The sequence below is a fragment of the Paenibacillus sp. 1A_MP2 genome, assembly GCF_052244825.1.
In the GTDB taxonomy this organism is placed as follows: Bacteria; Bacillota; Bacilli; order Paenibacillales; family Paenibacillaceae; genus Paenibacillus; species Paenibacillus vandeheii.
This window is the reverse complement of record NZ_JBQQCS010000001.1, coordinates 3,238,620-3,263,463: the sequence shown is the minus strand read 5'-3', so window position 1 is coordinate 3,263,463 and position 24,844 is coordinate 3,238,620. Positions and strand designations below refer to the sequence as shown.

At 46.0% G+C, this 24,844-nt stretch carries 19 protein-coding genes, 7 pseudogenes and 1 other annotated feature; of the genes and pseudogenes, 8 read left to right on the top strand and 18 right to left on the bottom strand.

Features of this window, described 5'->3' with window-relative positions; genetic code table 11:
- Nucleotides 1-3 precede the first annotated feature (3 nt).
- The 7 genes and pseudogenes from ACTWJ7_RS16005 to ACTWJ7_RS15975 form a co-directional block, all read right to left on the bottom strand.
- A pseudogene (locus ACTWJ7_RS16005) lies at nt 4-740 on the bottom strand (putative amidoligase domain-containing protein).
- Between the two features lie 625 nt (nt 741-1,365).
- Nucleotides 1,366-1,925, bottom strand: a pseudogene (locus ACTWJ7_RS16000) (outer spore coat protein CotE).
- 75 nt (nt 1,926-2,000) lie between these two features.
- Complete coding sequence (locus ACTWJ7_RS15995) at nt 2,001-2,978, bottom strand: aromatic acid exporter family protein (protein WP_079349269.1); 978 nt, start codon at nt 2,976-2,978, stop codon at nt 2,001-2,003.
- A 458-nt stretch (nt 2,979-3,436) separates the two neighbouring features.
- A complete protein-coding gene (locus ACTWJ7_RS15990; protein ID WP_443146385.1) occupies nt 3,437-4,228 on the bottom strand; it encodes an ABC transporter permease in 792 nt (263 codons plus the stop codon).
- A gap of 38 nt (nt 4,229-4,266) precedes the next feature.
- Nucleotides 4,267-5,060: pseudogene (locus tag ACTWJ7_RS15985) on the bottom strand (ABC transporter ATP-binding protein).
- Nucleotides 5,061-5,090: 30 nt separating this feature from the next.
- A complete protein-coding gene (locus tag ACTWJ7_RS15980; RefSeq protein WP_301877374.1) occupies nt 5,091-6,095 on the bottom strand; it encodes an ABC transporter substrate-binding protein in 1,005 nt (334 codons plus the stop codon).
- 146 nt (nt 6,096-6,241) lie between these two features.
- A pseudogene (locus ACTWJ7_RS15975) lies at nt 6,242-7,755 on the bottom strand (carboxypeptidase M32).
- Nucleotides 7,756-7,982: 227 nt separating this feature from the next.
- Between ACTWJ7_RS15975 and ACTWJ7_RS15970 the strand changes: the two are divergent.
- The 4 genes and pseudogenes from ACTWJ7_RS15970 to ACTWJ7_RS15955 all read left to right on the top strand — a co-directional run bounded on the left by ACTWJ7_RS15970 (nt 7,983) and on the right by ACTWJ7_RS15955 (nt 10,188).
- Nucleotides 7,983-8,546: a beta-class carbonic anhydrase gene (locus ACTWJ7_RS15970; protein WP_079349272.1), complete on the top strand. Its 564-nt coding sequence runs from the start codon at nt 7,983-7,985 to the stop codon at nt 8,544-8,546.
- Nucleotides 8,547-8,730: 184 nt separating this feature from the next.
- Nucleotides 8,731-9,296: pseudogene (locus ACTWJ7_RS15965) on the top strand (PadR family transcriptional regulator).
- Between the two features lie 98 nt (nt 9,297-9,394).
- A complete protein-coding gene (locus ACTWJ7_RS15960) occupies nt 9,395-9,901 on the top strand; it encodes a hypothetical protein (RefSeq protein ID WP_024630485.1) in 507 nt (168 codons plus the stop codon).
- Between the two features lie 5 nt (nt 9,902-9,906).
- Nucleotides 9,907-10,188, top strand: a complete 282-nt coding sequence (locus tag ACTWJ7_RS15955) for a YxcD family protein (RefSeq protein WP_301877377.1) — start codon at nt 9,907-9,909, stop codon at nt 10,186-10,188.
- A 155-nt stretch (nt 10,189-10,343) separates the two neighbouring features.
- Here the strand turns inward: ACTWJ7_RS15955 and tyrS are convergent, their stop codons facing one another.
- The 6 genes and pseudogenes from tyrS to ACTWJ7_RS15925 all read right to left on the bottom strand — a co-directional run.
- Nucleotides 10,344-11,603: a tyrosine--tRNA ligase gene (gene tyrS / locus ACTWJ7_RS15950; protein WP_079349273.1), complete on the bottom strand. Its 1,260-nt coding sequence runs from the start codon at nt 11,601-11,603 to the stop codon at nt 10,344-10,346.
- A 119-nt stretch (nt 11,604-11,722) separates the two neighbouring features.
- Nucleotides 11,723-11,944: a binding site (T-box leader), on the bottom strand.
- Between the two features lie 155 nt (nt 11,945-12,099).
- On the bottom strand, nt 12,100-12,561 hold the full coding sequence (locus ACTWJ7_RS15945; protein ID WP_301877379.1) for an Imm63 family immunity protein: 462 nt from the start codon (nt 12,559-12,561) through the stop codon (nt 12,100-12,102).
- 103 nt (nt 12,562-12,664) lie between these two features.
- Entirely contained in the window at nt 12,665-14,137 is a 1,473-nt protein-coding gene (locus ACTWJ7_RS15940) for a protein adenylyltransferase SelO (protein ID WP_301877381.1), read from the bottom strand.
- 349 nt (nt 14,138-14,486) lie between these two features.
- On the bottom strand, nt 14,487-15,803 hold the full coding sequence (locus ACTWJ7_RS15935; RefSeq protein ID WP_301877382.1) for a nucleobase:cation symporter-2 family protein: 1,317 nt from the start codon (nt 15,801-15,803) through the stop codon (nt 14,487-14,489).
- Nucleotides 15,804-16,093: 290 nt separating this feature from the next.
- On the bottom strand, nt 16,094-16,732 hold the full coding sequence (locus ACTWJ7_RS15930) for a sugar O-acetyltransferase (protein WP_301877383.1): 639 nt from the start codon (nt 16,730-16,732) through the stop codon (nt 16,094-16,096).
- Nucleotides 16,733-16,812: 80 nt separating this feature from the next.
- Nucleotides 16,813-17,486 (bottom strand): annotated as a pseudogene (locus ACTWJ7_RS15925) (HAD hydrolase family protein); the annotation flags it as partial.
- Between the two features lie 376 nt (nt 17,487-17,862).
- On the opposite strand from ACTWJ7_RS15925, the gene ACTWJ7_RS15920 reads away from it, so the two are divergent.
- On the top strand, nt 17,863-18,486 hold the full coding sequence (locus tag ACTWJ7_RS15920; RefSeq protein WP_079349279.1) for a YczE/YyaS/YitT family protein: 624 nt from the start codon (nt 17,863-17,865) through the stop codon (nt 18,484-18,486).
- Nucleotides 18,487-18,630: 144 nt separating this feature from the next.
- On the opposite strand, the gene ACTWJ7_RS15915 is transcribed toward ACTWJ7_RS15920, so the two are convergent.
- The 3 genes from ACTWJ7_RS15915 to ACTWJ7_RS15905 form a co-directional block, all read right to left on the bottom strand.
- On the bottom strand, nt 18,631-18,930 hold the full coding sequence (locus ACTWJ7_RS15915) for a Dabb family protein (protein ID WP_079349280.1): 300 nt from the start codon (nt 18,928-18,930) through the stop codon (nt 18,631-18,633).
- Nucleotides 18,931-18,969: 39 nt separating this feature from the next.
- On the bottom strand, nt 18,970-19,515 hold the full coding sequence (locus ACTWJ7_RS15910; protein WP_079349281.1) for a PadR family transcriptional regulator: 546 nt from the start codon (nt 19,513-19,515) through the stop codon (nt 18,970-18,972).
- 69 nt (nt 19,516-19,584) lie between these two features.
- Nucleotides 19,585-20,181 (bottom strand): hypothetical protein, encoded by a 597-nt coding sequence (locus ACTWJ7_RS15905; RefSeq protein WP_443145622.1) that lies wholly within the window; start codon nt 20,179-20,181, stop codon nt 19,585-19,587.
- A gap of 390 nt (nt 20,182-20,571) precedes the next feature.
- Between ACTWJ7_RS15905 and ACTWJ7_RS15900 the strand changes: the two are divergent.
- Nucleotides 20,572-21,824, top strand: a pseudogene (locus ACTWJ7_RS15900) (cytochrome P450).
- A gap of 69 nt (nt 21,825-21,893) precedes the next feature.
- On the opposite strand, the gene ACTWJ7_RS15895 reads toward ACTWJ7_RS15900, so the two are convergent.
- Nucleotides 21,894-22,031, bottom strand: coding sequence for a hypothetical protein (locus tag ACTWJ7_RS15895; protein WP_301877390.1), 138 nt, complete (start codon nt 22,029-22,031; stop codon nt 21,894-21,896).
- A 212-nt stretch (nt 22,032-22,243) separates the two neighbouring features.
- Here ACTWJ7_RS15895 and ACTWJ7_RS15890 point away from each other — a divergent pair, with 212 nt between their 5' ends.
- Both ACTWJ7_RS15890 and ACTWJ7_RS15885 read left to right on the top strand, forming a co-directional pair.
- Nucleotides 22,244-23,095, top strand: a complete 852-nt coding sequence (locus tag ACTWJ7_RS15890; protein WP_301877391.1) for an AraC family transcriptional regulator — start codon at nt 22,244-22,246, stop codon at nt 23,093-23,095.
- On the top strand, nt 23,092-24,006 hold the full coding sequence (locus ACTWJ7_RS15885; RefSeq protein WP_301877393.1) for a DMT family transporter: 915 nt from the start codon (nt 23,092-23,094) through the stop codon (nt 24,004-24,006). The genes ACTWJ7_RS15890 and ACTWJ7_RS15885 overlap by 4 nt, the downstream gene beginning before the upstream one ends.
- A 92-nt stretch (nt 24,007-24,098) precedes the next feature.
- Here ACTWJ7_RS15885 and ACTWJ7_RS15880 read toward each other — a convergent pair whose 3' ends face one another.
- A complete protein-coding gene (locus tag ACTWJ7_RS15880; protein ID WP_301877395.1) occupies nt 24,099-24,791 on the bottom strand; it encodes a pseudouridine synthase in 693 nt (230 codons plus the stop codon).
- Nucleotides 24,792-24,844: the final 53 nt, after the last annotated feature.

Here is a 24,844-nt window from a genome sequence, read left to right as displayed (position 1 = left end):
TCTTCATGAACCTGCTCGAATATTCCAGAGTTTACGTATATCCCGACTCTCGTCCCATGTCCTACCCTGTCTTAGCTGGCTAATTAAAGGAGCCGCGTATTGTTCATAACGTTCAAAACCATCCATTTTCGTCAGGTCATCCAGCAATGCCGGAATATACGCTTGCATCACCTCACGGTTCCCTTCATAAAAAGCAGTATGAATAGCCGCCTTCGCCAATGGACGTTGACGCAGTTGCTGATAGTCTTTTGCGATAAGACCAGCCAGAGCAACAACACCTTTGGCAACCAGAGGAGATACCAGAAAACTAGGTAAAGTGCGGTATTCGAATCCACCGTAGGATTTCAGCCTAAAATCCCCCAATGCCCCATAGCGTGGACGTCTGCCAGAACCTCGGGGGTCCTGAAGAACGGCGAGTGGCAATGCCAGATAATTGTCAAGTGCACGCAGCAGCTCTCCGTTTAACGTAACGCCACTGAAATGAACATGTCCACCGAGTGGCAATCCGCGCTGGGGCATTCCCCCTGCCTGCCAGATCAGCGAATGATCACTAATACTTCGGGATGCGGCCGCAAAGGCTCTCATCAGATGAGCGAGCAGTTCACGCGGTTCAGAGCTTGGGCAGGTCGCAGTTCGGCTACAGGATATATTCGTCGTCCACCAATCGTCACGGAATCGCAGCCAGCTACGCCTGTTCGTTCGAGAAATCTGGAGGCGGGCACGATTTTGGACTCTGGCATCTGCACAAGCAGGAACTCGGGGTCCATTCCAAGTATCGGGGCTGCATTATGATGCAGTTCTTCATCCAGCTCAGTCTGAAGCTGCTTCCAGCCTGCACGATACATGGCAGAGAGATCAGTCATGCCCTTCCATGGCCTTGGATCAATCGAAATGACTGCACAACCGCTCTTTCCCGAGGCTTCCAGTCTTACTGCGCCGTGATCCAGTCCAACCGTATACAAGGTTTTGGTTGCAAGCCGTTCAATACGTCTGAACAACGTTGATGCGGCTTCACGATCCAGCACACTTTCTTGCGCTCCACCCATACCGCTGGTGTCCCTACGTTTGATACGGATCGCTTGCAGACAGCATATCTCTACATCGTAACGAACACGCAATCCCAACTCTCGATCACGCCTGCCTCGCGAAGCATGCACTTCAATCCCGGATCGTTTCAGGCGATCTGTCCGTTCGCGAGGGAGCATGCGTTCATATCGGCGCACCGCCTCCTCGGCCTCTTCCATCACATTCATCCTGTCCATCCTCCCGTTTCTCGCCCAAAATGAAAAAAGAGGGCTTACGCCCTCTTCACTGCCGCTCGCGGCGCATATGATACCTTAAGTTAATGAATCAAGAACGCTAAGCTTACAGCTCATCGTCAAGCAAGTCGGGATCGAGATCGTCATAATCTCCATCTCCACTGCCGAAGTCATAATCCTTGTCTTCATAATCTCCACAGCCATCCGTGCACACTTTCACACAAACTTTGGTTTCGGCGACCAGTTCAACAGCGAATTCCCGTTCTACCCGGATAATTACGCTGCCTCCACCTGCCGACACCGTGGCTTCCACACAGCTTGGTTCCTGCGTTGCATCCGCAGATACCTCTACCGTGGTGGCCCGGTGTTTCGGGTCCAGATAGGACAAAGGCACATGTTCTACATACGACACCGTTTCTTTGGCTACATCCGTCTGTGAGTTTTGTCATAGGAATACCAAATGTTGATATCGTAAGTACCAATAACTTCAATTCCGTCCCCCGCTGATACGGCTTCATATTGGTGGTTGATAATCCAAGCCCCCAAAATACTGGTCGGACCATGTGGCGGAGTCACGGTATGTGTTACGGTAGAGAACTTACGACCTTTGCCGCAGATCGCCTTCGTGATGATCTCTCTACATTGATGTTTATGACTCAATGACATCTTTAAACCTCCTCCATACAATCATTCTTTACAAGTGTATGCAGGGCATCCGTCTAGGGTGACAACTATTTTCTATTATTCATTTGTAGATTGGGACCGGTCCGATATCGGAGACGGTGCTTTGTCCTTCTTGGCTATTTTCAGATACAGCGCGAGTTCCCGGCACAGCTGGAGAATCGCGGAACGAATCTCGAATTCTTCCCTTGTATCCGGCAACTCCATTCGTTTGAATTCTTCTTGCACATCTGCGAGAAGTTTTTCTGTACGTCCGGTGTAAGATTCAGTGAGTACATCCTGACTGAGCTGGTCGAACAGCTCCGATACCATTTCCGCATGCGGCATCTTCTGATAGATCTGGGATACGAGATGCATCATATGCTGGATGGAATCCAGTTGCGTTTTGCGCATATAAAAGTAAACACTCCATCCCTCGTTCGGGTGGATGACCTGATTTTCCAACGAGCGTTTGGCTGCTTCAATGCCGCCTAGCACAGCCTTATCGGCTTCAATCAGCTCTTTTCCTGCCCACACTTCATTCGGATTGCGCAGTGTAGCTGCAAACTCCTTGAAGATGACCGAGAATAATTCATCAATTCTTTTGCGAATACGCAGCATCTGCGGGTCCGCAGCCGGCATATAGGCCAGATTGACAACCATCGCGGAACCGAGACCAATCAGCAGCAGTCCAATTTGTACCAAAACCACATGAACATCCATCTCACCGCCGCCAAATACCCGGAACACTACGACAGATCCCGTCACAATGCCTTCCTTGAATCCGGCTCGAACGATAACGGGAAACGCAATTAGTATGTAGACTGCCAATACCCAGTAATGGAAACCAAGAAAGTGAAAAAGTACACTTGCAAATAAAAGCCCCACTACGGAAGCGAAGAATCTGGCAGATATGGTGCGAATACTTCTTTTTCGTGTTACATCAACGCCAAGAATGGCTAGCAAGCCAGCTGATGTTGGTCCAGGCAAGCCGCACCAGTCCGCAATCAGCACGGCCATCAGCGCGGCGATTGCGGTTTTAATTACCCTAAAACCCATCTAACATTCCCTCTCCTCTAAGCTGCAAAAATGTCAAAGCAAGCGAGCCATACCTATCCATGTGAACGCCTGTCCACTGCCTAATAGCGTCTACTGTTCTATATCATATCCATAGTATTACACATCCTGCCAAAAACCATTTCTTCTCTAATCAAAAGAATTGTATCTGCAAGAACAGCATATCTCAATGACCTATTAAACTCATAAACGGCATCAACCGACATGCGCATGCATGTCGGTCACAATAACGCGCCCCCGGATGAGGGACGCTGGCAATTTGATTGATGCGACGAAAAGCCTCTAGGCCCTCTTCTCCAATCGTCGCATTCATTCCGGACTGCGCGGAATATTCGTAATTGTATGGTACTTGATTTTACGGGTTCGGGCAACGTGACACCTCTTGTGAAATTGTATACATATTGTGAATGGTTTTTTATACACGCGCATGCTTCACAACATTATCTGCGTCCTGCCAGCAGCTTGCGTTCTACATATACAACGAGCTGGTACATCGCTGTGGCGACAGCGGCAATAATGAGCAGGCTCGATAAAACAAGGGTAAAGTTGAATACTTGAAATCCATAGATGATCAGATAGCCCAACCCCTGCTTGGCGACCAGAAATTCACCCACAATTACACCGACCCAGGCCATCCCCACGTTTACTTTTAAGGTAGAGACAATGGCTGGGAAGGAAGCGGGCAATACTACTTTGGTGAAAACTTCGGAGCGATCGCCACCAAACGTACGGATAACCTTAATATAGTTCTGATCTACTTCATTAAAACTGTTATACACAACAAGTGTAGTAATAATGACTGTAATTGACAAAGTCGTCATGACAATGGCCGTAAATCCTGCACCAAACATGACGATAAAAATGGGACCCAGCGCGACCTTTGGCATGCTGTTGAACACAACCATATAGGGATCAAGCACTTTGGACAAAAAAGGAGACCACCAGATCAGAACCGCAAGCAGTGTTCCGACGAGTGTCCCCAGCAAAAAGCCGACTGCCGTTTCCCCTACGGTTACCCCGACATGCGCCCATAGTTCTCCACTGACGATGTCCTTCCAGATCTGATTAAAAATTTTGCTGGGATAACTGAACAAAAGCACATCAATCCAGCGCAGCCTTCCCGCCAGTTCCCACAGCAAAAACATAAACACCAGCATGGACAGCTGCACCGCCAGCACTTTATGTCGCCATCTGGCAACATGCTGAATATGACTTTGGTGCAGCTGTCTCATCCAATCATCACGCATTTCCTGCTTCTGATTCGTCTGATTCACCCGTTCTTCTCACCTCCTCCGGACTGATCCAGTTCACTCCATAACGCCTGAAACAGCTCATTGAACCCTGGCTGCTCCCTTGCGTAAAAAGGCTGTGCATTCCGCAAATCTTCTGGAATGATGAACTCTCGCCGAATGCGACCCGGATTGCGATCCAGCACAATGACGCGATCACTGACGGCAATAGCTTCCGACAGATCATGGGTGACAAGCACCGAAGTTTTGCCGGATTTCTTCAATGTGTCCGAAACCAGATCCTCCAGCTGCAGCTTGGTTTGATAATCGAGTGCGGAGAAGGGTTCATCCAGCAACAGTATTCCGGGTCCGTAGCCAGTGTACGTACCAAAGCCACCCGTTGCCTCATGCCCCCGGATAACTCGGAAGGATACTGGCTTTCGGTGCCAGCAAGCCCCATACCTGCCAACAGCTCACGCGTACGCTCACGACTCTGTTCATTAAGGGTACCTGTCAGTTCAAGCCCAATCAGGGCATTATCCAAAATGGTACGCCACGGAAACAGATAGTCCTGTTGCAGCATATAGCCGATCTGGGCAGATGGACCTTCGATGCGTTTCCCTTTAACCTTGACCTCGCCAGCGGTCGGTGTGAGCAGCCCGGCGATGATCGACAGCAATGTAGTTTTACCACATCCGCTTGGGCCGACAAGACTAACAAACTCTCCCTGTTCGACCTGAAGATTCAAATTCTCGATAACCAATGATGCTTCGCGCTCGCTGACATAGACTTGCGAAATCCCTTCCAGTCTGATCACCGTTTCGGATTCAGGCATACATGCTCACGTCCTTTCCTGAATACCTGGTTACTTCGTTGATGCTGCATGTTTAGCATAGGAGTTATCGACAATCGTTTGAGAATCCACCCGCTGTTTCAGTTCTCCCGCAGCACTCATAACGTCCAGCAAGTTATTCCATTCATCCTCATCAATGACTGGATCGGTTGCATATGTGCCCTGTTCCTTGTAACGGTTCACACTGCTTACCAAAATGGCCGGATCAATATCTTTGAAGTAGGGCTTGATCACTTCAGCGATTTCTTCAGCCGTATGGGAATCTACCCAAGTTTGTGCTTTTTGCAAGCCATTTGTGAACTTCTGAACGATGTCCTTGTTATCATGGATATAACTTTGTTTGGTCATGAAGACCGTGTAAGGCAGATGGCCACTTTCCGTTCCAAATGAGGCTACAACCTTGCCGCGACCCTCTTTCTCAAAGATGGACGCCTGAGGTTCAAACAGCTGTACGTAATCCCCCGTCCCTGAAGCGAATGCAGAAGCAATGTTGGCAAAATCCACATTTTGAATCAATTCCAGATCATTCTGCGGATCGATGCCATGTTTTTTCAGCGTGAATTCGCCTGCCATTTGAGGCATGCCACCCTTTCTTTGTCCAAGGAATGTACTCTGTTTCAGTTGATCCCAATTAAATTCGCCATCGGGATTACGGGCAAACAGAAACGTTCCGTCCGTCTGTGTAAGCTGAGCAAAGTTAATAACCGGATCTTCTGCGCCTTGTTGGTAGACATAAATAGACGTCTCTGCTCCAACCAATGCGATGTCTACTGAGCCAGCAAGTAATGCTGCCATCGTTTTGTCTCCGCCAGCCGTCGTCTGAATGTCCACTTCAAGCCCCTGCTCCTCAAAAAAACCTTGGGCCACAGCCACATACTCCGGTGCGTAAAATACAGAACGTGTGACTTCACCAATCGTAATTTTGTTTACATCCTTATCTTTATTGCAGCTGGTGAGAGCCACAATGATAATGAGCAAAATGACGATGGCCCGGATGAACCATGGCGTGTATTTCATGATATTTCCCTCCTTCACTGGTTTCAGCTGTTCTCTCTACTATGGATATGCTGATGCCTAACAAAAGGTTAAGAACTTGCATGCAAAAGAAGAGCCGGGCAATTCTGCCCCGCTCTTCAAAATTATATGTTGATGTTATAGCTGTCCTACAGCTTGTAAATCTCGGTATATTTTGCTTCCAGATAGTCTGCCAAATAGTCCGGGTTCAACTCTTCACCCGTTACGGCCACAATCAATTCGGAAGGTGTACGACTTTTGCCATAACGATAAATTTTGTCAGTTAACCATTCCTTGATGGGAATCAGGTTACCTTCGGCAATATGGGCATCGAACTCCGGCATTTCTTTGCGCAGTGTATGTAGAATCTGTGCAGCATACATATTGCCGAGCGAGTAAGAAGCAAAGTAACCAAAGTCACCGCCCGACCAGTGAACATCCTGAAGCACACCCATACCATCATTCGGCGGCACCACACCAAGATACTCCTTGTATTTGGCATTCCAGGTCTCTGGCAGGTCCTTGACTTCCAGGCCTTCGTTAAACAGCATTTTCTCAATTTCATAACGAATGATGATGTGCAGATTGTACGTCAGCTCATCGGCTTCAATCCGGATCAGAGAGCTTTCCACCCGGTTAATTGCCCGGTAGAAGTCTTCCAGTTTCACCTCGCTTAATTGAGGGAAGTGCTGTTGCAAATCTTTATAATAGCGCGTCCAGAATGGAAGACTGCGGCCAATCATATTTTCCCAAAGGCGCGACTGGGATTCGTGGATACCCATGGACGTCCCTTCGGCAAGAAGAGTACCGGCCAGATTGTCGTCAATATTTTGTTCATACAGGGCGTGTCCGCCTTCGTGCAGTGAACTGAAGACCGCACTCGTCACATCATCCTGCAAATAGTTCGTCGTGATTCGCACATCACCCGGATTCAGGCCCGTTGCGAACGGGTGAACACTCTCATCGAGTCTTCCAGCTTCGAAATCATAACCCATTTGTCCCAGAATAAACAGACTGAATTTTTCCTGTTGTTCCTTGTCAAACAGCTGGTTCAGGAACTCCGTGTTCGGCTTATTGCCCGACGCATTGATCTTCTCTTGCAGGGGAACCAAACGTGCTTTGAGACGGGCAAATACCGCATCTACCTTTTCAACGGTCAGTTCCGGCTCATACATATCAAGAAGGGTATCATAACGAGTATCTTTCACACCCCAGTAGTCTATGAACTCTTGCTTGAGCTTCACAATATCGGTGAGGTAAGGAGAGAACCCTGCAAAATCGCTATTATGCTTGGCATCTTCCCAAGCCGTTTCCGATTTGGCGGTAAGTACGGTATACGCTTGTACTTTTTCCGGCGGGACGGACTGACTGCGATCATATTCTTTCTGACAATCTTCCACCTGACGGCGGTCGATATCTTCCAGCTGTTCCAGCACCTCTGGACTTGTTAATGTATCCAGGTAAGATTTCATGTCAGCCGAGGTTTGCAGCTTAAATGCTTCGGTAGACAGCATTCCAAGTGTTTCCGAACGTGTTGGTACACCTTTTTGGGCGCACCTGTGCGCAGATCCCAGTGAAGCAAACCAATGGCTTCATGGTAACTCTTGATTTTGCGAGCCAAATTACGGAAGGATTCCAGCTGTTGCTGTGCTTGTTGTTCCATTGTTAACGTTCACCTCTTCAAAAAAATGTTGGATTCCCTATTGATGATACTTTTTGCAATGCGTATAATCAACTTTTAACAGATGCAAATTGCATTATTCCTCTAAATCGCGGAATAATGCAATTTGCTGACCGTGATATAACTAAATAAAACCAAAGGACGTAGGACAAGCTGCATTGGATGCAAGTGGCTGTGCTCATCGTATTGGATAACAGGAGGCAATGGACATGAACAACATTCAAGAGATTCTGGCTTACAACAAAACATTTGTCGAGACTAAAGAATACGAAAAGTATACGGCTGGCAAGTTTCCAACCAAAAAGATGGCTATTATCACCTGTATGGATACCCGTCTGGTGGAATTGCTGCCCAAGGCCATGAACCTGAAGAATGGCGATGTGAAAATTATCAAAAACGCTGGCGCAATTATCTCTCAGCCTTTCGGGTCTGTTATGCGTAGTGTTCTTGTCGCCATCTATGAGCTTGGTGCTGATGAAGTACTGGTTGTTGGTCATACGGAATGCGGTATGGCTTCCCTACACGCTGAGACCATGATTGGACATATGGTCGAACGGGGTGTGTCTGAGGAAGTCATGAGCACGCTGGAGAACTCGGGTATTCGTTTGCAAAAGTGGCTGCGCGGGTTTGACAGCGTTGAAGAAGGGGTAAAACATACTGTGGAAGTGATCAAGAAACATCCATTGCTTCCGCCCAATGTACCCGTACACGGCATGGTCATCGATTCCTATACAGGTGAACTTGATCTTGTCGCAGAGGGCTATGGGCAATAGACATCTCTCTTAAATGGTTTGGGTGCGGACCTCCGGGTCCGCACTCTTTTTGTCTAAATTGAGGCAGTTGTTCTGTCAGGTTGTCAAACCATACAGTTTCAGTGTACACTTTTATGAAAGCGGTCAAAGAAAGCAATTTTTATTGTTTTTGCTGGCCCAGCCCTAATATTAAGGAGACATGTGCATGAACATACTTTCCTACGGATTGCTCGGGCTTCTTACCCGCGAGGAGTCATCAGGCTATGATCTAATGCTGAAAATCCAGCCACATTGGCAGGCTAAACACAGTCAGATCTATCCCCTCCTCTCCAAAATGGAAAACGATGAGCTTTTAGCCTCCCGCTGGGTGCAACAGTCTGACAAACCGGACAAAAAATGTATGCAGTCACGGAAAAAGGTATTGAAAAACTGCTGGATTGGATGATCACTCCCGTAACCGCTCCGGTTACGCGTGACGAATTCAATCTGCGTATTTTATGTGTAGGCATTGCGGAAGATGGAAGCATGAGACGCATTCTGAACGAACGCAAAAACTGGTTTTTGGAACGCATCCGTTATTTCGAGGATTTGAAGTCCCGTATCCCTCAGGATAATTTGCGAGTAGGCAGTCGGGAATTCGGAAGCTACATTCTGGTACAAAAAGGGTTGATGAACGCACAAACGGGCATCGAATGGTGTAACTGGGTTACTCAACTACTCGATGGTCAGGCCGCTATTCAGGACCCTTGTCCAACTCATTCAGAAAATTAAACAAATTTTGAAACGTTCCTGCAAGTTGACCGTATTACTTGAGTAAGGCCCAATTTTGGGTGATTCAAACAAATTAATCGGGGGTTACGATCTTTACAATGAAGAAAAAATTCGGAATCAAACATCTTATGATGGTTTTCATGGCCTTTACATTATTGTTCGCAACAGTCGGAGTCGCAAATCCGGATTCTGCCGATGCTAGACGTGGTGGCGGTTTCAAATCGGGAACAAAAAGCTTTACTAACACACCTAAGAAGTCCGATTCCAACAGTAATGTGAGCAAATCAAATACGAATAACAACTCCAGCACTGGAGCAGCTACAACCAACCGTGGCGGATTCTTCGGCGGTGGCGGTGGATTTATGAAAGGCATGATGCTGGGCGGTCTGGCTGGTATGATGTTTGGTGGATTGTTCGGCGGTATGGGAGCACTGGGTAACATTCTCGGATTACTCGTAAACGTCGCTGCAATTATGCTGATCGTGATGCTCGCGATGGCCCTGTTCAGAGCCATTACGAATCGCCGTAAACCGGCAGCCGATGGTCGCTATGACCGCAAAAATGATCGTGATGATGATGATCGCAACAGAAACGGACGGTACTAATCTCTATGGTTCTAAGCATGGATGAAATTGTAAACGCGATTTGTATTCACATGGCGGAACGCAAGGGTGTACGCCCAACCGATGTCAATGTGGAACTGAGCTGGGAAGAAGATACGGGATATTCCGCTGAAGTCTGGATTCAAGGCCGCAGTCAATACTTGGTCGAATCCAACATGATTGAAGCCATCCTGCGCTACCTGCACAGTGAATACGACATTCGGGCTTACCGTGAGAATGTAAGACTTGATCTGGATGAAGAAATCACAGCAGCGATTGTGAATCAATAAATTAATAACTAATAAGCCATTTGCGGATGGCATGCATAAAGGACCGTCTCCATCATGTCACTGACATGAATGGGGACGGTCCTTTTGTGTTGCTGGGGAAGAAGATTTAACTTTCGCCTCTACCTTCCCCCGAATCATACTCTGTAATCCTCTTGCTACTTCAATTTCACCAGGCTGTAGTTTTTCTTGCCTTTGCGGATGATGATGAATTTACCGCCGATTGCGTGCTCCGCAGAGACCGTGAATTCCAGCTCCGTAACTTTCTCACCATTCATAGAGATAGCCCCTTTGGTGACATCCTCACGCGCCTGACGTTTGGATGGCTCAAGCCCAAGGTCCACGAGCCAGTCTACAATATTTTTCGCTTCTCCATCGGTCTCGAAGGTCGGCATTTCCTTGAAGCCCTGCTCGATTTCGTCTGCTGTAAGGGAACGAATGTCGCCGCTGAACAGTGCGGCGGTAATGCGTTTCGCCTGCTCCAGCATATCGTCACCGTGAACAAACTTCGTCATTTCTTCAGCGAGAGCCTTTTGTGCTTCACGCTTATGCGGCTCCGTTTCTACCTTTTCAGCCAAGGCTTCAATTTCTTCTTTGCTCAGGAACGTGAAGTACTTCAAGTATTTGATCACGTCACGATCATCCGTATTTGCCCAGAACTGGTAGAATTCGAATGGAGTCGTTTTATTTGGATCAAGCCAGATGGCTCCACCTGCGGTTTTACCGAATTTCGTTCCATCGGATTTGAGCATCAGCGGAATCGTCAGACCGAAGGCTTTCGCTTCGGACCCTTCCTTTTTACGGATGAGGTCTAGGCCACTTGTAATATTGCCCCATTGGTCGGAACCGCCGATTTGCAGCTGTACATTCTCATGTTGGAACAGGTGCAGGTAATCGAGCGATTGGAGAATCTGGTAGGAAAACTCGGTAAACGAAATGCCGTCTTCCAGTCTGCTCGCAACCACGTCCTTGGCCAGCATCGTGTTCAGATTAAAGTTTTTACCGTAGTCACGTAAAAATTCAATTACATTGATTTTATGCGTCCAGTCGTAGTTGTTGACCATGCGTACCTGATTGTCGCCATCGGTTACGAAGAGCTTTTTCATTTGGGCAGTCAGCGCGTCTACGTTCGCTTGTACCTCTTCCATCGTTTGCAGGGAACGTTCCGATTGACGACCACTTGGATCACCAATAGTTCCTGTTGCCCCACCAATCAGAATGACCGGGCGGTGGCCGGCGAGTTGGAAACGTTTTAGCATCATGAACGGAATCAAATGTCCAATGTGCATACTGTCTCCTGTTGGGTCAACTCCACAGTACAGCGATACCGATGTCGTCTCGGTTAGCTCACGAAGACCCTCCGCATCCGTTTGTTGGTTAATGGCGTCGCGCCATTCCAGTTCATCAATAATATTCAAAACAAACAACCCCTTCTCTATGCATTGGTATTAGGCCATGATCTACGTTAATTCACAAGCAGCTAAGCCGGGCGAGGCTTTTTTGGACACAAAAAAATCGCCGCCTTGTCTTCAATAGACATAGGGACGATTATCATAACCGTGGTACCACCCAACTTGCACAGACAACAGCTTACACGCTGTCCATACCGCTTTCGGCAAAATATCGTTTGCCATTCCGCTTGGCATTACCCAAGTACTCCAGAGTGTAATTCGCAGCCCTTGTATGTATCAGGTTCCATCAACCCCTGACTTTCTGTAACAGGGACAAAGCCGCTACTGCGCTCTATCAACGTAATTCATGTATTCAATTTATAGCCAGTATAGCCGAACGTTAATATCATTGCAAGAGCAAGTAAGCAAACTTAAGATAGAACATCAGATCAGTGCCTGCTCCAGACTTATAAAGTCATCATGTCAACTTCCCGTGATCATATTCATATGCCTAAAACCATTATTAAAGACGCTCACCTCCTGGTTTCAGCCTCTCCAGCTCCTGTCGTTTACCCGTCTTATGCCAATGTAAGTATGGATTACCAATCTGTTGGAAAGCCTTCTCAACACTTCGTTCCAGTTCTTGCATCACTTCGCCCGTATAGTTCAAGTATATCTGTTTATTATCCACACCATGCTGTTCCAGCAATTCTACATGCGCCGCCGTAAAAATGATATCCTCCAGCAGCCAGTAGATGACTTCATCCGTCTGGTTCAGCCGTTTCTCCAGCATGACAATACCCCGCTCGTATATTCGAACAACATACACATCATTTTCGATTTCTACATAAGGAACGCCTTCCCATTTAAAGGCCTCAAACAAGCGGTTAACATAGTTTTCCAACTGTTCCCTGTGGAAGGATGTACGCTCAAGCAACTGTAATAACGTTTTTGCAATCTCTGGTTTGCTTTGTATGTCGGACATATACTCACCACCTCGAAAAGTTTCACATCGTTTATTCGCTGTATGCGTTGGCATGATAATGAAAAAGCTGCCAAATGGCAGCCTCTTCCCAGCATTTCTTCAATCAGGTCCCGCAGAACGTCTGATAGGAGGTATTGCACTGAGCAGGCAATTCTGCGTATTCAGCCTGTTCAGGAGAGTGTGCAAACGGGTTTGAAAGCACTGCAAGAAGCTTCTCCATCACACTGAGATCCCCGTGATTCTCCGCTTGTTCCAACGCTTCTTCCACCCGATGATTACGGGGAATGACCGCCGGGTTGCTGTTCCTCATCAATTGTTGTGATGCTTCTTTTCCTTGCTGCTGTCTTCCCAATCTTGCCGTATAGCGCTCATTCCACTGCTCAAACTCTGGAGTTTCCAACAATAGTGAGCCCTTGAGCGGTGTGTCAAAGGTCAGCGCCACGAACGTATTCGTGTAATCGGCACTATGCTTCTCCATCAATTCAAGAAGATCCCTGATTAGCGCTTCATCCTCAGCCTCTTCATTAAACAAGCCCAACTTGCTCCGCATGCCCAAAAGCCAGTGGTGGTGATACAATTCAGAGAATTGAGCAATAGCATCCTGCGCGATTTGTACGGCCTGTTCTTCATCCTCATGCAGCAATGGCAGAAGCGTCTCGGCAAACCGAGCCAGATTCCAGCCACCAATATACGGTTGATTGCCATAGGCATAACGGCCTTGTGTGTCAATGGAGCTAAATACCGTCGCTGGATTATAAGCATCCATAAAAGCACAAGGACCATAATCGATTGTTTCACCACTAATCGCCATATTATCCGTGTTCATTACGCCATGGATGAAACCAACGTGCTGGCACTTGGCAATAAGTGATGCCTGTCGCTTAATCACTTCCTGAAGCAGCAGGAGGTAACGATTGTCGGCTTCGGCGATATCCGAAAAATGCCGTTGCAGTGTGTAGTCAGCCAATGCTTTGAGATCATCGATTGATCCCCATCTGGCAGCGTATTGGAAGGTTGCTACACGCAAATGGCTTGAAGCCACTCGCGTCAGGATTGCACCAGGTCGTTCTGTTTCACGTATAATGTTTTCTCCAGTCGAAACGACTGCCAAACTTCGCGTGGTTGGAATTCCCAGTGAATGCATCGCTTCACTAATAATATACTCCCGCAGCATTGGCCCAACGGCAGCACGTCCATCACCTCCGCGAGAGTAAGGGGTTCTTCCCGAACCTTTGAGCTGGATATCCACTCGCTCGCCTTGCGGCGTAAGCTGCTCTCCCAGCAGCAAAGCCCGTCCATCACCAAGCATGTTAAAATTGCCAAACTGGTGGCCCGCATATGCCTGAGCCAGAGGCTCGGCTCCTTCCGGAATCAGGTTACCTGCGAAGACCTCCGCTCCTTCAGTACTATTGAGCGCCTCAGCATTTAATCCCAAGCTGGTAGCAAGTGATGTATTGAAGATGATCATCTTTGGTGATTGAACAGGTACCGCTCCCTGCTTTGTAAAAAAAACCTGTGGCAAATGCGCATAACTATTGTCAAAATGCCATCCTTTTTTCTGCGTTTCTTGTTGCATGGTGATCACAACTCCTTTTCTGTAACCAGGGTACATCCCTGATTTTATTTTAGCCTTGTGAACCAATGCTCATTTATGTAGTCGCATGGAAATTCAACAGAAAGAACATGTAACATGTTCATGATGAAACTTTAGCATATTTATATCCCTTTTGCATTCATCCTACAGTAACTTTCGTGATTTATACGATGACTGTTGAATGGCCCCACCCGATATTGTTTCCCAATCCCAATCATACTAAAAACCCAAGAGGTTTCTTTGGTGAATGAGTCAGAATCCGTCATTCCACCGCAGTTGAAACCGCCTTGGGTCCATTCTTGTGAGTCACAAGCCTGTAAACAAAACTAAATCAAGTATGTGATTCTTGGGCCTGAACGGGCTGTACCGGCAGACTCTCCTTTTTGAATCCGAGGTTAAAGAAGACATTGAGCAGGATAGCACACAGACTACCTGTGATAATGCCATCACCGACAATAATGCGAATACTTTGAGGCAGCTGGGCAAATAGATCAGGAACAGCAGTTACACCAAGACCAAGGGAAACCGAACAAGCAACGATCAATAGATTGGATTGCTTGCCGAAATCGACATGTTGCAGCATTTTAATCCCGGATGAGACCACCATGCCGAACAGAACCACCGTTGCCCCTCCAAGCACCGCGCTGGGAATAATCGTTGCAAATGCCGCAACTTTGGGGATGAGCCCGAGAAAAATCAGGATGCCTCCGGCCGCAACAACCACATTGGTCGTTTTCACCTTGGAGAGCTGAACCAAACCGACATTCTGGGCAAATGTGTTATACGGAAAGGCATTGAAAATACCGCCAAGGACAAACGCTAAACCTTCCGCACGATACCCTCGCGCCAGATCCTTCTCGTTAATCGGTTGATCACAGATTTTGCTTAGAGCCATAAATACACCTGTCGACTCAATAATAACAACCGTACCTACGATAATCATTGTAATAATAGGGCCCAATTCGAAGGTAGGCCATCCAAAATAAAACGGCTGCGGCAAGTGAAACCAGGAGGCTTCCTGCACGGAAGCGAAATTCACTTTCCCCATTATAGCAGCAACAAGGGTGCCCACAATAATGCCGAGGAGAACTGCGAGGGATCTAACAAAACCGCGAGCATAGCGATTTAGTATGAGAATAAAAAGTAACACACCGAATGAAAGCGCCAAGTTATCCAGACTTCCGAAATTCTCGCTGTTTGCTCCACCCGCCATGTTCTTGATACCAGTTGGAATCAACGCCAGACCGATAATGGTTACCACCGTGCCGATTACGACAGGAGGAAACAGTTTGACAATTTTACTGAAGAAGACAGCACATATGACGATGAATATCCCTGCTGCGATAATGGAACCGTAAATGGCCGGGATCCCGTATTGTGAGCCAATCGCAATCATGGGTGTCACGGCAACAAATGAGCTTCCCAGCACCGCCGGCAATCCAATCCCCAGATACTTTCCTTTGCGTGCCTGAAGCCAGGTTGCAACCCCACAGGTTAACAAGTCAATAGATACCAGATACGCGAGCTGTTCAGCAGTCAGATTTAGCGCCCTTCCCACAAGAAGCGGAACCAAAATGGCCCCGGCATACATCGCCAATACGTGCTGAATTCCCAGTGAAAAAATCCTCATTCTCTTGGTTTCTCTCATCCCAACCTGCCCCCTGTAATTTAGAATCCAGTTACCGCTGCAAATCATGTTATGTTGATTCACATTATATAAACAATTGGGGGAAGTTCCATGATTCATAACATAAGATTGTTGGAGGATATAAAGAGAATCGATGTTTTTGGGCATGTTATACAAAGTGAAAGTAGCTCACGCTCATTTCATGTCATGTTAAATTACACGTAAAGGGTGACACAGTGTTCCAGCAGGATTAAAAAGAGGCAGAAATGGTTCGCTCCATGACAGGGGCCAACATTCCTACCTCAAAACATTTATTCTATCACACGACAATCCGCTAATATTTCCGGTTTGTATCGCATACTGTCTGATTCAGTGATTTTACGAATGACTCTGCACGGTACACCTGCCGCAAAAGAGTTCTCCGGGATATCTTGCGTCACGACGCTGCCTGCCCCAATTACGCATCCGTCTCCAATCGTTACCCCACCGCATACAGTTACGTTAGCAGATAACCATACATCGTTTCCAATAGTGACAGGCTTGGCGTAACAAAGAGATTTGGGTGTACCGTGTTGATCCAGCATCTGCCGGCGCTCCGAAGCGATGAATGGATGAATTGGCGTAACAATGGTCACATTGGGCCCAAAACTCGTATGATTACCAATGGTGACTTTCGCATCATCCTGAACGGTGAGATTGTAGTTGCCAAAGAAATAATCACCGATTTCGGTATGCACTCCATAATGAAAGAAAATCGGTCCTTGCATGAAGCAGCCCTGTCCTTTTCGACCAAGCAGCTCCTTCAATAACAATTCTCGTTCCTCGACTTGATCCTCAAATGTACGGCTATATTGATTGCTTAGGTTATGCGAACGCCGTTTCAGCGCTTTCAATTCCGAATCACTTGGACTAAATAAAATCCCCTTCAATATCCGTTCTTCTTCAGTCATTTTTTCAGCTCCTGTTATTCTTTTTTTTGAAATTCAGTATGATTCCGATCACATAAATATTATTTCGTAACGGCATAAATCTAGAACAGGTCCATCATTTTTTGAATCGTAATAAGAACTCCATTCTCTTGATTAGATTTGGTAATGAAACTTGCCGCTTTTTTAGTATTTTCACAGGCATTACTAACAGCATAGCTATATTTAGCAATTGCCATCAGTTCCACATCATTCTCTCCATCCCCAAATGACATTGTTTCTTCAGCTGTTACGCCCAACATTTCTTGTAGTTTTTTTACCGTCTCGCCTTTATGTGTGTGCAGTGCCGTAATATCAAGCCATCTTGCTTCTGAATCCACGATGTAGATTTGTCCATCCAGCGTTAATTCAACATGCTTTCTCAGTGCACTACTCCTCTCTTCAGGATCATACACCGTAATTTTAATGAGCGGGCTATCGATTTCTGAGAAGGAACCGATTTTAATGACATGTTCATAGGAGCCTTTAATAACCTGGTACATGTCTTCAGGAATGGAAGAATGCACATATGCAGCATCGCTCGCGCATACAATTATGGTCATGTTATCAGCGAATCGCTGAATCTCTTCTATAGCGCTCAGAGCGATATCCCGCTCGATGCTGAATTCCTTCACAACCTTTCTGTCCTTCTTGATTCGGGCAGCACTGTCTCCAAGAATCCAGATTCCCTTTCCGTGCTCCCGAACAATTTCTCCACACGCTCACATTGTTTTCCGGTTCCTCCAATTAGTGGCTGCCAGAATGTAGTGTCATTTATTCCACCCCATACCCGCCCTCTCAAATAAGTTCAGAAGTAAGAAGAATATATACATACTTTATAATGTTTATTTATAAAGTGTCTATAAAATAATGTAGTGAGAGGCACGCTTTGTCAATCCCAGGGAGCCGATCTGCTACAACATCAGTGTATTTCATGTAACTGGTTCCATGTCAACACCATCTCTCTTATCTATTTTTAGGTAGTTAGATCAACTTATCTGATATTCATGAGTAAACCTTTGTCCTAAAGAGGTGTGAAATGTTGCATTTACAACATATAAAAACTGATTTATTATATAGAAAAGTGCTTATTGGAAAGGATGTCACGCTCTGGCATGAATCGTATTATACTTAGATCACCTAGAATTGTTGACTTTTGGACCGGAATTATCCTTCTGTCCCTGGGCATCTCATTAACCATAACGGCCGGGCTTGGCGTCTCTCCTTTTGATGCCTTGTTGGTGGGGTTATCCGTGCATGTGGGGCTTACTGTAGGAAGTTGGGAGATTTTGCTTGCCCTGATCATGATTTTTCTCAATGCTGTCCTCATTAGACAGAAACCTGAATTCAAGGGATTGCTTACTGCTTTTGCAACAGGTTTGTGTATCGATACCTGGCTCTGGGTTATTGGACACTGGCTTCAGGTAGGACACTTTGTCAACTTCATTTATTTTACTGTCGGCATGCTTGTTTCCGGATGGGGTACAGCTATGTATCTACGTGCTCGCTTTGCTCGTATACCCGTCGATCATCTAATGGTCATCATTCAGCTCTTAACGAAAAAAAGTGTGATGTACTCCAGAACGTTGATCTATATTGTTTTTTTGATTCTCGCCTTTTTGTTTCAAGGGCCCATTGGGATCGGAACCGTATTGACTGTATGTTTCGGTGGAGCCATCCTTCATTTTTTCATGAAAAGATTGAATCGTAATAACGTCATTACAGCCCAGAAATCATAGAAATATTGTATATTCAAATGGATATGTGTGTACACATCTGAGCCACCATTTGGTCCTTCCCCAAAATAATAAAAGTCGCCTATTGGCGACTTCGATTGTGACGCTATTTATGTCTTCCAGCTTTCGGCACCCAGAAACCAACTTTTAGATTGGGTAGTCGACTACGATCACATTTTCCACCCAACCTTCGAGCGAAGCTACGAATGCCTGATGGGCAGGATGGGGACCGTAGGAACGCAAAGCTTCCTGATCTGTAAAAGTAACTCTTAGTCCAAGTGTATAACCTTGAATATTATCGGTCTCCTCAGTCACGTTAATTCCCGCAGTCAATGCTGTGATTCCCGGAATCTCTTCCCTCAGGGACAATAATTGATTCACCAATTTTTGCTGCTTCTCAGGTGTAATTTTATCGTTGAATTTAAATACAACCAAATGTTCGAACATTTCTTCATTCCTCCTGTCTACATTTCTTAAGTGTTTTGCCTATTTCTTCAAAGCTCTGCTCTGAACATGATGCAGCAGCTTCTGCAGCCAGGTGATATCGTTCTGAATGGAGTGGTAGGCATGATCTTTCATTAATAACAATGTTTCTTTCAAATCCACCTCGAACTCTTCAATCTCTGGTCTTTCACGTTCAATATAAGCAATTCTTTTTTCCAGTTTACGAAGAATATCCTCAATCAGATATGCAATCTTGTGTAAGTCCACCTTATCCAGATTGACCAGCGCTGCATAGAGGGATTGCACGTTCGTGAATTTTTGAAAAGCCGCGTAGATCCCCTCTTGTAAGGCATCTCGTCCTTTTTCAGTGATACCATAAGTTGTTTTATCTGGTCGATTATCGGTTTGTATAATTTCGATTTTCTCGATCAGACCCTTCTTCAGCAATACTTCAAAATTATAATAAATCGTGCCTTCCGTTACTTTGGCATCGGTTTGATCCAGATGTTTAAGAATTCTCTTCTTAATATCATAGGGATGGCACTGTTCCTCGCTTAACGTACCAAGTATAAAAATTTGAATCGACATGTGACTGCCCCCATTTCTGCTAATCCAGAGGGCGAGTACAGTGAAGCACAACGAACCAGCCCTCTCTCTCTATTTTAAACCATAACAGACTGTTGTACAGTCTCCTTCATAGCATCGGTTTGGCGGGCACTTTTGAACTGATGAATTACGATGTTGATTGCCAATGCTGCAAGACCAACCAACGCCAAACCCATTCCGTAATCCGAGGTTTTCCCCACCAAAGAGTATATTGTAGTCCAGATGAGTCGAATAGAACATCGGTGTGATATGGCTCATGAATTTGAAATATCCTGGCATCATCTCGGGAGGCATGGTTGTGCCATTAGCAATCGTCTGACTGAGCAGAATCGGCAAGTTAATCAGCATGCCTCCCTGACCCAGCAGCATGATAAAGATACTTGTAAATTCAATGCAAACGAACAGCTGAACGCTGTGTAGTAACCATAGTTTCATAAATGTCTCCATCCCATACCCTTGAACCATAAAATATATGCCTATGGCAATCAGTGGAGCGATCAGTGAGATGAGCAGATTAACCAGACGAAGGGAGAAAAAAGCCTTCCATTTTCCCATCTGTTGTTGCAATGATCTTAATCCGCCCACACTTTGCATGGAATAGATCATCGCTCCTACATAGAGTGCCATGGTGATAAACATTGGGGCCATCTGATTGCATTCCTGCTGGCTGCGGATTGGTCATAACCAGATTGGAGGAAACTTTCCCCATCGTGGCCTCCACAATCTGTTTGGATTGGTCCGCAGGAACCTGCATACTGTTTAGCACACTCTCTAAGCTCTGGGATTGAACTTGCGCTTGAAGTCCGGCTGTGATTTCAGTGGAGACAGTTTTCATCATGCTTGTAACGGTTGTTGGATTCGATTCATTAATCAAATTTCTATTTATTATACTTGAATTAAAGTATTCTGGTTTGTTATATTTGTCAACAAGGATAGTTTAGGAAGACAGATATTATGGCCCGCTCCCTATCTGCTATCCGATCAAGCAGGACCTCTTGATCAGATTCACCCAATCTTCGAACCAAGGAGGCGTAAGGAATGAGCAACCCGATTATTTCTTTATCCGAAATGACCGACTTTGAGTCCAAGGAAGACGAATTCAGTCCTCACCATTGGTATCGCCACATGCTGAAGCAAGACCCTGTCGTTTATAATGAAGCGTCCGATTCATGGCATGTATTTGGGTATGATCTTGTGAAAACGGTCCTTAATGACCATGAGCATTTCTCCAGTGAACGCCAAAGAACCATTGTTAATGTAGGGTATATCAGCGAGGATGATAACAACAACGAAGGGGAACATCATATCCCGGATCGATTGGATATTCATAATGTGGACCCACCGGAACATCGTAAACGGAGATCATTACTTGCCAACGCATTTACGCCAAGAAGCTTGCGGTTATGGGAACCACGGATTCAGGCACTTGCCGAACAACTGGTAGCCAAGTTTGCTCATCAACCTGTCGTGGATATCGTCGAGGCATATACGAGCGTATTCCCCGTCATGATCATGTCAGATCTGCTGGGCGTTCCCTCGAAGGATCATCATTTGTTCAAGGAATGGGTTAACCAGCTCTTTCTGCCCTCCACCCATGCCACCTTTGCTGAAATTAACGAAATGAAAAAAACGGCCGGAGAAGAATATTTCAAATACCTGTATCCTGTCGTTGTCGCCAAAAGATTAAATCCGGGAGAAGATATCATATCTGATCTCATCCGGGCAGAGGTAGATGGCGACCACTTTTCAGATGAAGAGATCGTACGGACAACGATGTTTATATTGGGTGCTGGTGTAGAAACGACGAGTATCCTGCTCGCCAATTCGTTCTATGCCATGTTGTATGACCAACCAGGAGTCTATGCTGAGTTAAGAAAAAATCCCGAGCTGATTCCGAACGCGGTGGAAGAGATGCTAAGATATCGTTTCAACATCAGTAAGATGGATCGTATGGTCAAAAAGGACAACAACCTGCTGGGGATTGATCTCAAAAAGGAGATGCCATTGTTGCATGGATGAGTGCAGCCAATGTGGATGAACGCGTATTTGAAGATCCATTCACATTCAATATTCATCGCTCCAACAATAACAAACAGATTTCTTTTGGGTATGGCACACACTTCTGTCTTGGCGCACCACTTGCCCGGTTAGAGGCCAAAATCGCACTCTCTACCTTCATTCAGACCTTCTCACGCATTGAGAACGTGGAGGGATTTATTCTGGAGGACAACCTTGTTCCAGCTGCCGTCGGACAATCCTTAAATCATTTGCCGCTTAAACTATATAAGTAATGCAATCCTGTAGAATTTTCTTATAGATAACAAGAAAAAGAGCAGATCATCTGCTCTTTTTCTATGGCGTTATTTATTCAGTATTCCGGCCCCGTTCAACAGAAAAGGAACTACCTCCTCGGCCAATTCAGTCGGGGATTGCTGTCTTTCTTCCAAATTCCAGCGATACGTCACCCCATAGATGGACCAGCTTAGCATAGTTGCCAAATAAGCTTTTACACCAGAAGCGCTTGCCACATTGCATTAAGAGCTTGTTGGTCGGACTTCATCGAAACCAATGTGCTCCAATGCCTTGAAGGCAGCGGGTACGTTGGTTTTATATGCGTTTCCACCTATGACGGAGCGAGCAATATCGTCCAAGAAAGTTCCTTCTTTTCATATTATAATGGCATTAACTTACCAGAAGGAAGGTGCAGCAGGTGACTCCAGAAGTGCGAACCGTTGTGTTTGATCCCGATCTGCAGCTTGAAGCCTATCAATTTGAAGGCATTATGCAGAAATTCCCCAATCACTTTCATGACTATTACGTCATTGGTTTTATTGAGCAAGGTAAACGACATCTCGTATGTAATAACGAAGAATATCTACTGAACACAGGAGACATGATTATTTTTAATCCGCATGATCCCCATGCCTGCGAACAGGTGGACGGCAGAACCCTGGATTATCGCTGCATCAACATTCAGCCTGAAATCATGCGCCAATATGTACAGGAAATTACCAGACAAGATTACTTGCCCCGATTTACTTCCCCTGTCCTCTACCAGAGTGAACATGTTGCTTCCTTACATGAGCTTCATCAGATGATTTTGGAAGAGCAATCCGACTTCTACAAAGAAGAGTTGTTACTCTTTCTGCTGGAACAGCTGCTAAGAGAATATGCGGATGCTGAACCGCCCGTTTCCGCCCAGGACGTCACCATCGAGATCAGACGCATATGCGAGTACATAGAGTCTCATTACATGGAGAGTATTACGCTGAACCAATTGGTGGAGTTAACAGGATTAAGCAAATACCATCTGTTGCGTTTATTCACTCGCCAAAAAGGAATATCTCCCTACCGCTACCTGGAAACGATTCGCATAAATCAGGCTAAACGGTTACTGGAACAAGGACAGCTCCCGATTGAGGTCGCATCGCAAACAGGATTTAGCGATCAGAGTCATTTTACGAATTTTTTCAAAAAGCTGATCGGCTTGACACCCAAGCAATACAGACGCATTTTCAACCATGATGTGGAATCAAAACGCTCCACCGATGAGATGTCATGACAGATCCGAACAAAGTCTCCACCGGACATCTGCTGGCCTTGCTTACAATCCTGATCTGGGGAACAACGTTCATCTCCACCAAGGTTCTACTGTTTGACTTTACGCCTGTTGAAATTCTGTTTTTTCGTTTCCTGATTGGCTATGTGGTACTGCTCCTGATCTATCCGCGTTCAATGCGAATGACGTCTTTCAGAGAAGAAGGGCTGTTTATCGGGGCTGGATTATGCGGGGTCACGTTATATTTTCTCATTGAAAATATTGCACTGGTGTACACACTTGCTTCCAATGTAGGCATTATTGTCTCCATTGCCCCTTTCTTCACTGCGGTCCTCGCACATTTCTTCCTGGATGGAGAGAGATTGCACAGGCGGTTTATTGTGGGCTTCGGCATTGCCTTGACCGGCATCATCCTGATTGGACTCAACGGCAGTGTCATCCTGCAACTGAATCCGCTGGGAGACCTGCTCGCTTTCGTGGCACCGGCTGTATGGGCGATATACTCTGTACTCATGCGAAAAATTGGTAAACTTCCGTATCACACCATCGGTGCTACACGCAAAGTATTCTTTTATGGACTATTATTCATGCTGCCAGCCTTGTTCCTATTTGAATTTCACTTCGATCTCGGACGCTTCGCGAACATGGCCAACCTCTCAAACCTTCTTTTTCTCGGGCTGGGTGCCTCGGCCTTATGTTTTGTTACCTGGAACCGGGCAGTGAATCTGCTGGGAGCCGTCAAAACAAGTGTCTACATTTATTTGGTACCTGTCATTACCCTGATCGCTTCCGCTCTGATACTGCACGAACGAATTACCTGGATAACACTGCTTGGAACGCTGCTAACGTTACTCGGATCGTTTGTTTCAGAGAAGAAAGTACGAAGCAAAAAAACACTTAACCTGTTAGACTAGCCCATTGAACTTTTCAACAAAAAGAGGCATTGAATCCACGATGGATTAGTGCCTCTCTTCATTGTGCCAGAGACATGATTTGAATTCAATTCTTAGTCCAACATGGACAAAAGGTGTTCCAATTCCTGCTCCTCCAGATGTCTCCATTGTCCACGTTCCATTCCATCCAGTGTAACATTCATAATGCGGATGCGCTCCAGCTTGAGCACTCTGTAACCCAGGGCTTTGCACATTCTGCGGATTTGCAAATTAAGCCCCTGAGTCAATATGATACGAAATACGTTCTCGCTCTGCTTATACACCTCACACGGCTTTGTCACCACATCCAGAATCTCTACTCCTTGCGACATCGCCCGAACGAATTGTTCTGTCACGGGTTTATCTACTGTCACCACATATTCCTTCTCGTGGTTATGCTCCGAACGCATCATCTTGTTCACAATACCTCCGTCGTTCGTAAGCAAAATCAAACCCTCTGAAGCTTTGTCCAATCTGCCGATGGCAAAAATGCGCGATGGATAATTCACATACTCAATAATGTTTCCCTCCACCTGTTTCGCTGCTGTGCAGACAATACCCATCGGTTTATTAAGCATAAGGTAGACAGGCTCACTATCGTCATGAGGAATTTCCTTGCCATCAATGAGCACGATATCCTCTGACTCAACATCCGCTCCTTTTTCGCATACTTCGCCATTGATTGTAATACGCCCGGCTGCAATTAATCGGTTTGTTTCCCTGCGGGAACAGTATCCCGTTTCACTTATGTATTTGTTAATGCGCATGTTTCACCACTTCTCATCTGTAATATTACCGCTGTTTCATTAGCGAATTCATA

Bases quoted from the DNA above. Each gene is read 5' to 3' on its own strand.
- ACTWJ7_RS15910 (WP_079349281.1), bottom strand. From the start codon at position 19,515: ATGTCGATTCAAATTTTTATACTTGGTACGTTAAGCGAGGAACAGTGC.
- ACTWJ7_RS15930 (WP_301877383.1), bottom strand. From the start codon at position 16,732: ATGACTGAAGAAGAACGGATATTGAAGGGGATTTTATTTAGTCCAAGT.
- ACTWJ7_RS15885 (WP_301877393.1), top strand. From the start codon at position 23,092: ATGACAGATCCGAACAAAGTCTCCACCGGACATCTGCTGGCCTTGCTT.
- ACTWJ7_RS15880 (WP_301877395.1), bottom strand. From the start codon at position 24,791: ATGCGCATTAACAAATACATAAGTGAAACGGGATACTGTTCCCGCAGG.
- ACTWJ7_RS15920 (WP_079349279.1), top strand. From the start codon at position 17,863: ATGAATCGTATTATACTTAGATCACCTAGAATTGTTGACTTTTGGACC.
- ACTWJ7_RS15945 (WP_301877379.1), bottom strand. From the start codon at position 12,561: ATGTCCGACATACAAAGCAAACCAGAGATTGCAAAAACGTTATTACAG.
- ACTWJ7_RS15960 (WP_024630485.1), top strand. From the start codon at position 9,395: ATGAAGAAAAAATTCGGAATCAAACATCTTATGATGGTTTTCATGGCC.
- ACTWJ7_RS15970 (WP_079349272.1), top strand. From the start codon at position 7,983: ATGAACAACATTCAAGAGATTCTGGCTTACAACAAAACATTTGTCGAG.
- ACTWJ7_RS15995 (WP_079349269.1), bottom strand. From the start codon at position 2,978: ATGGGTTTTAGGGTAATTAAAACCGCAATCGCCGCGCTGATGGCCGTG.
- ACTWJ7_RS15915 (WP_079349280.1), bottom strand. From the start codon at position 18,930: ATGTTCGAACATTTGGTTGTATTTAAATTCAACGATAAAATTACACCT.
- ACTWJ7_RS15980 (WP_301877374.1), bottom strand. From the start codon at position 6,095: ATGAAATACACGCCATGGTTCATCCGGGCCATCGTCATTTTGCTCATT.
- ACTWJ7_RS15940 (WP_301877381.1), bottom strand. From the start codon at position 14,137: ATGCAACAAGAAACGCAGAAAAAAGGATGGCATTTTGACAATAGTTAT.
- ACTWJ7_RS15990 (WP_443146385.1), bottom strand. From the start codon at position 4,228: ATGAGACAGCTGCACCAAAGTCATATTCAGCATGTTGCCAGATGGCGA.
- ACTWJ7_RS15955 (WP_301877377.1), top strand. From the start codon at position 9,907: ATGGTTCTAAGCATGGATGAAATTGTAAACGCGATTTGTATTCACATG.
- ACTWJ7_RS15905 (WP_443145622.1), bottom strand. From the start codon at position 20,181: ATGGCCCCAATGTTTATCACCATGGCACTCTATGTAGGAGCGATGATC.
- ACTWJ7_RS15935 (WP_301877382.1), bottom strand. From the start codon at position 15,803: ATGAGAGAAACCAAGAGAATGAGGATTTTTTCACTGGGAATTCAGCAC.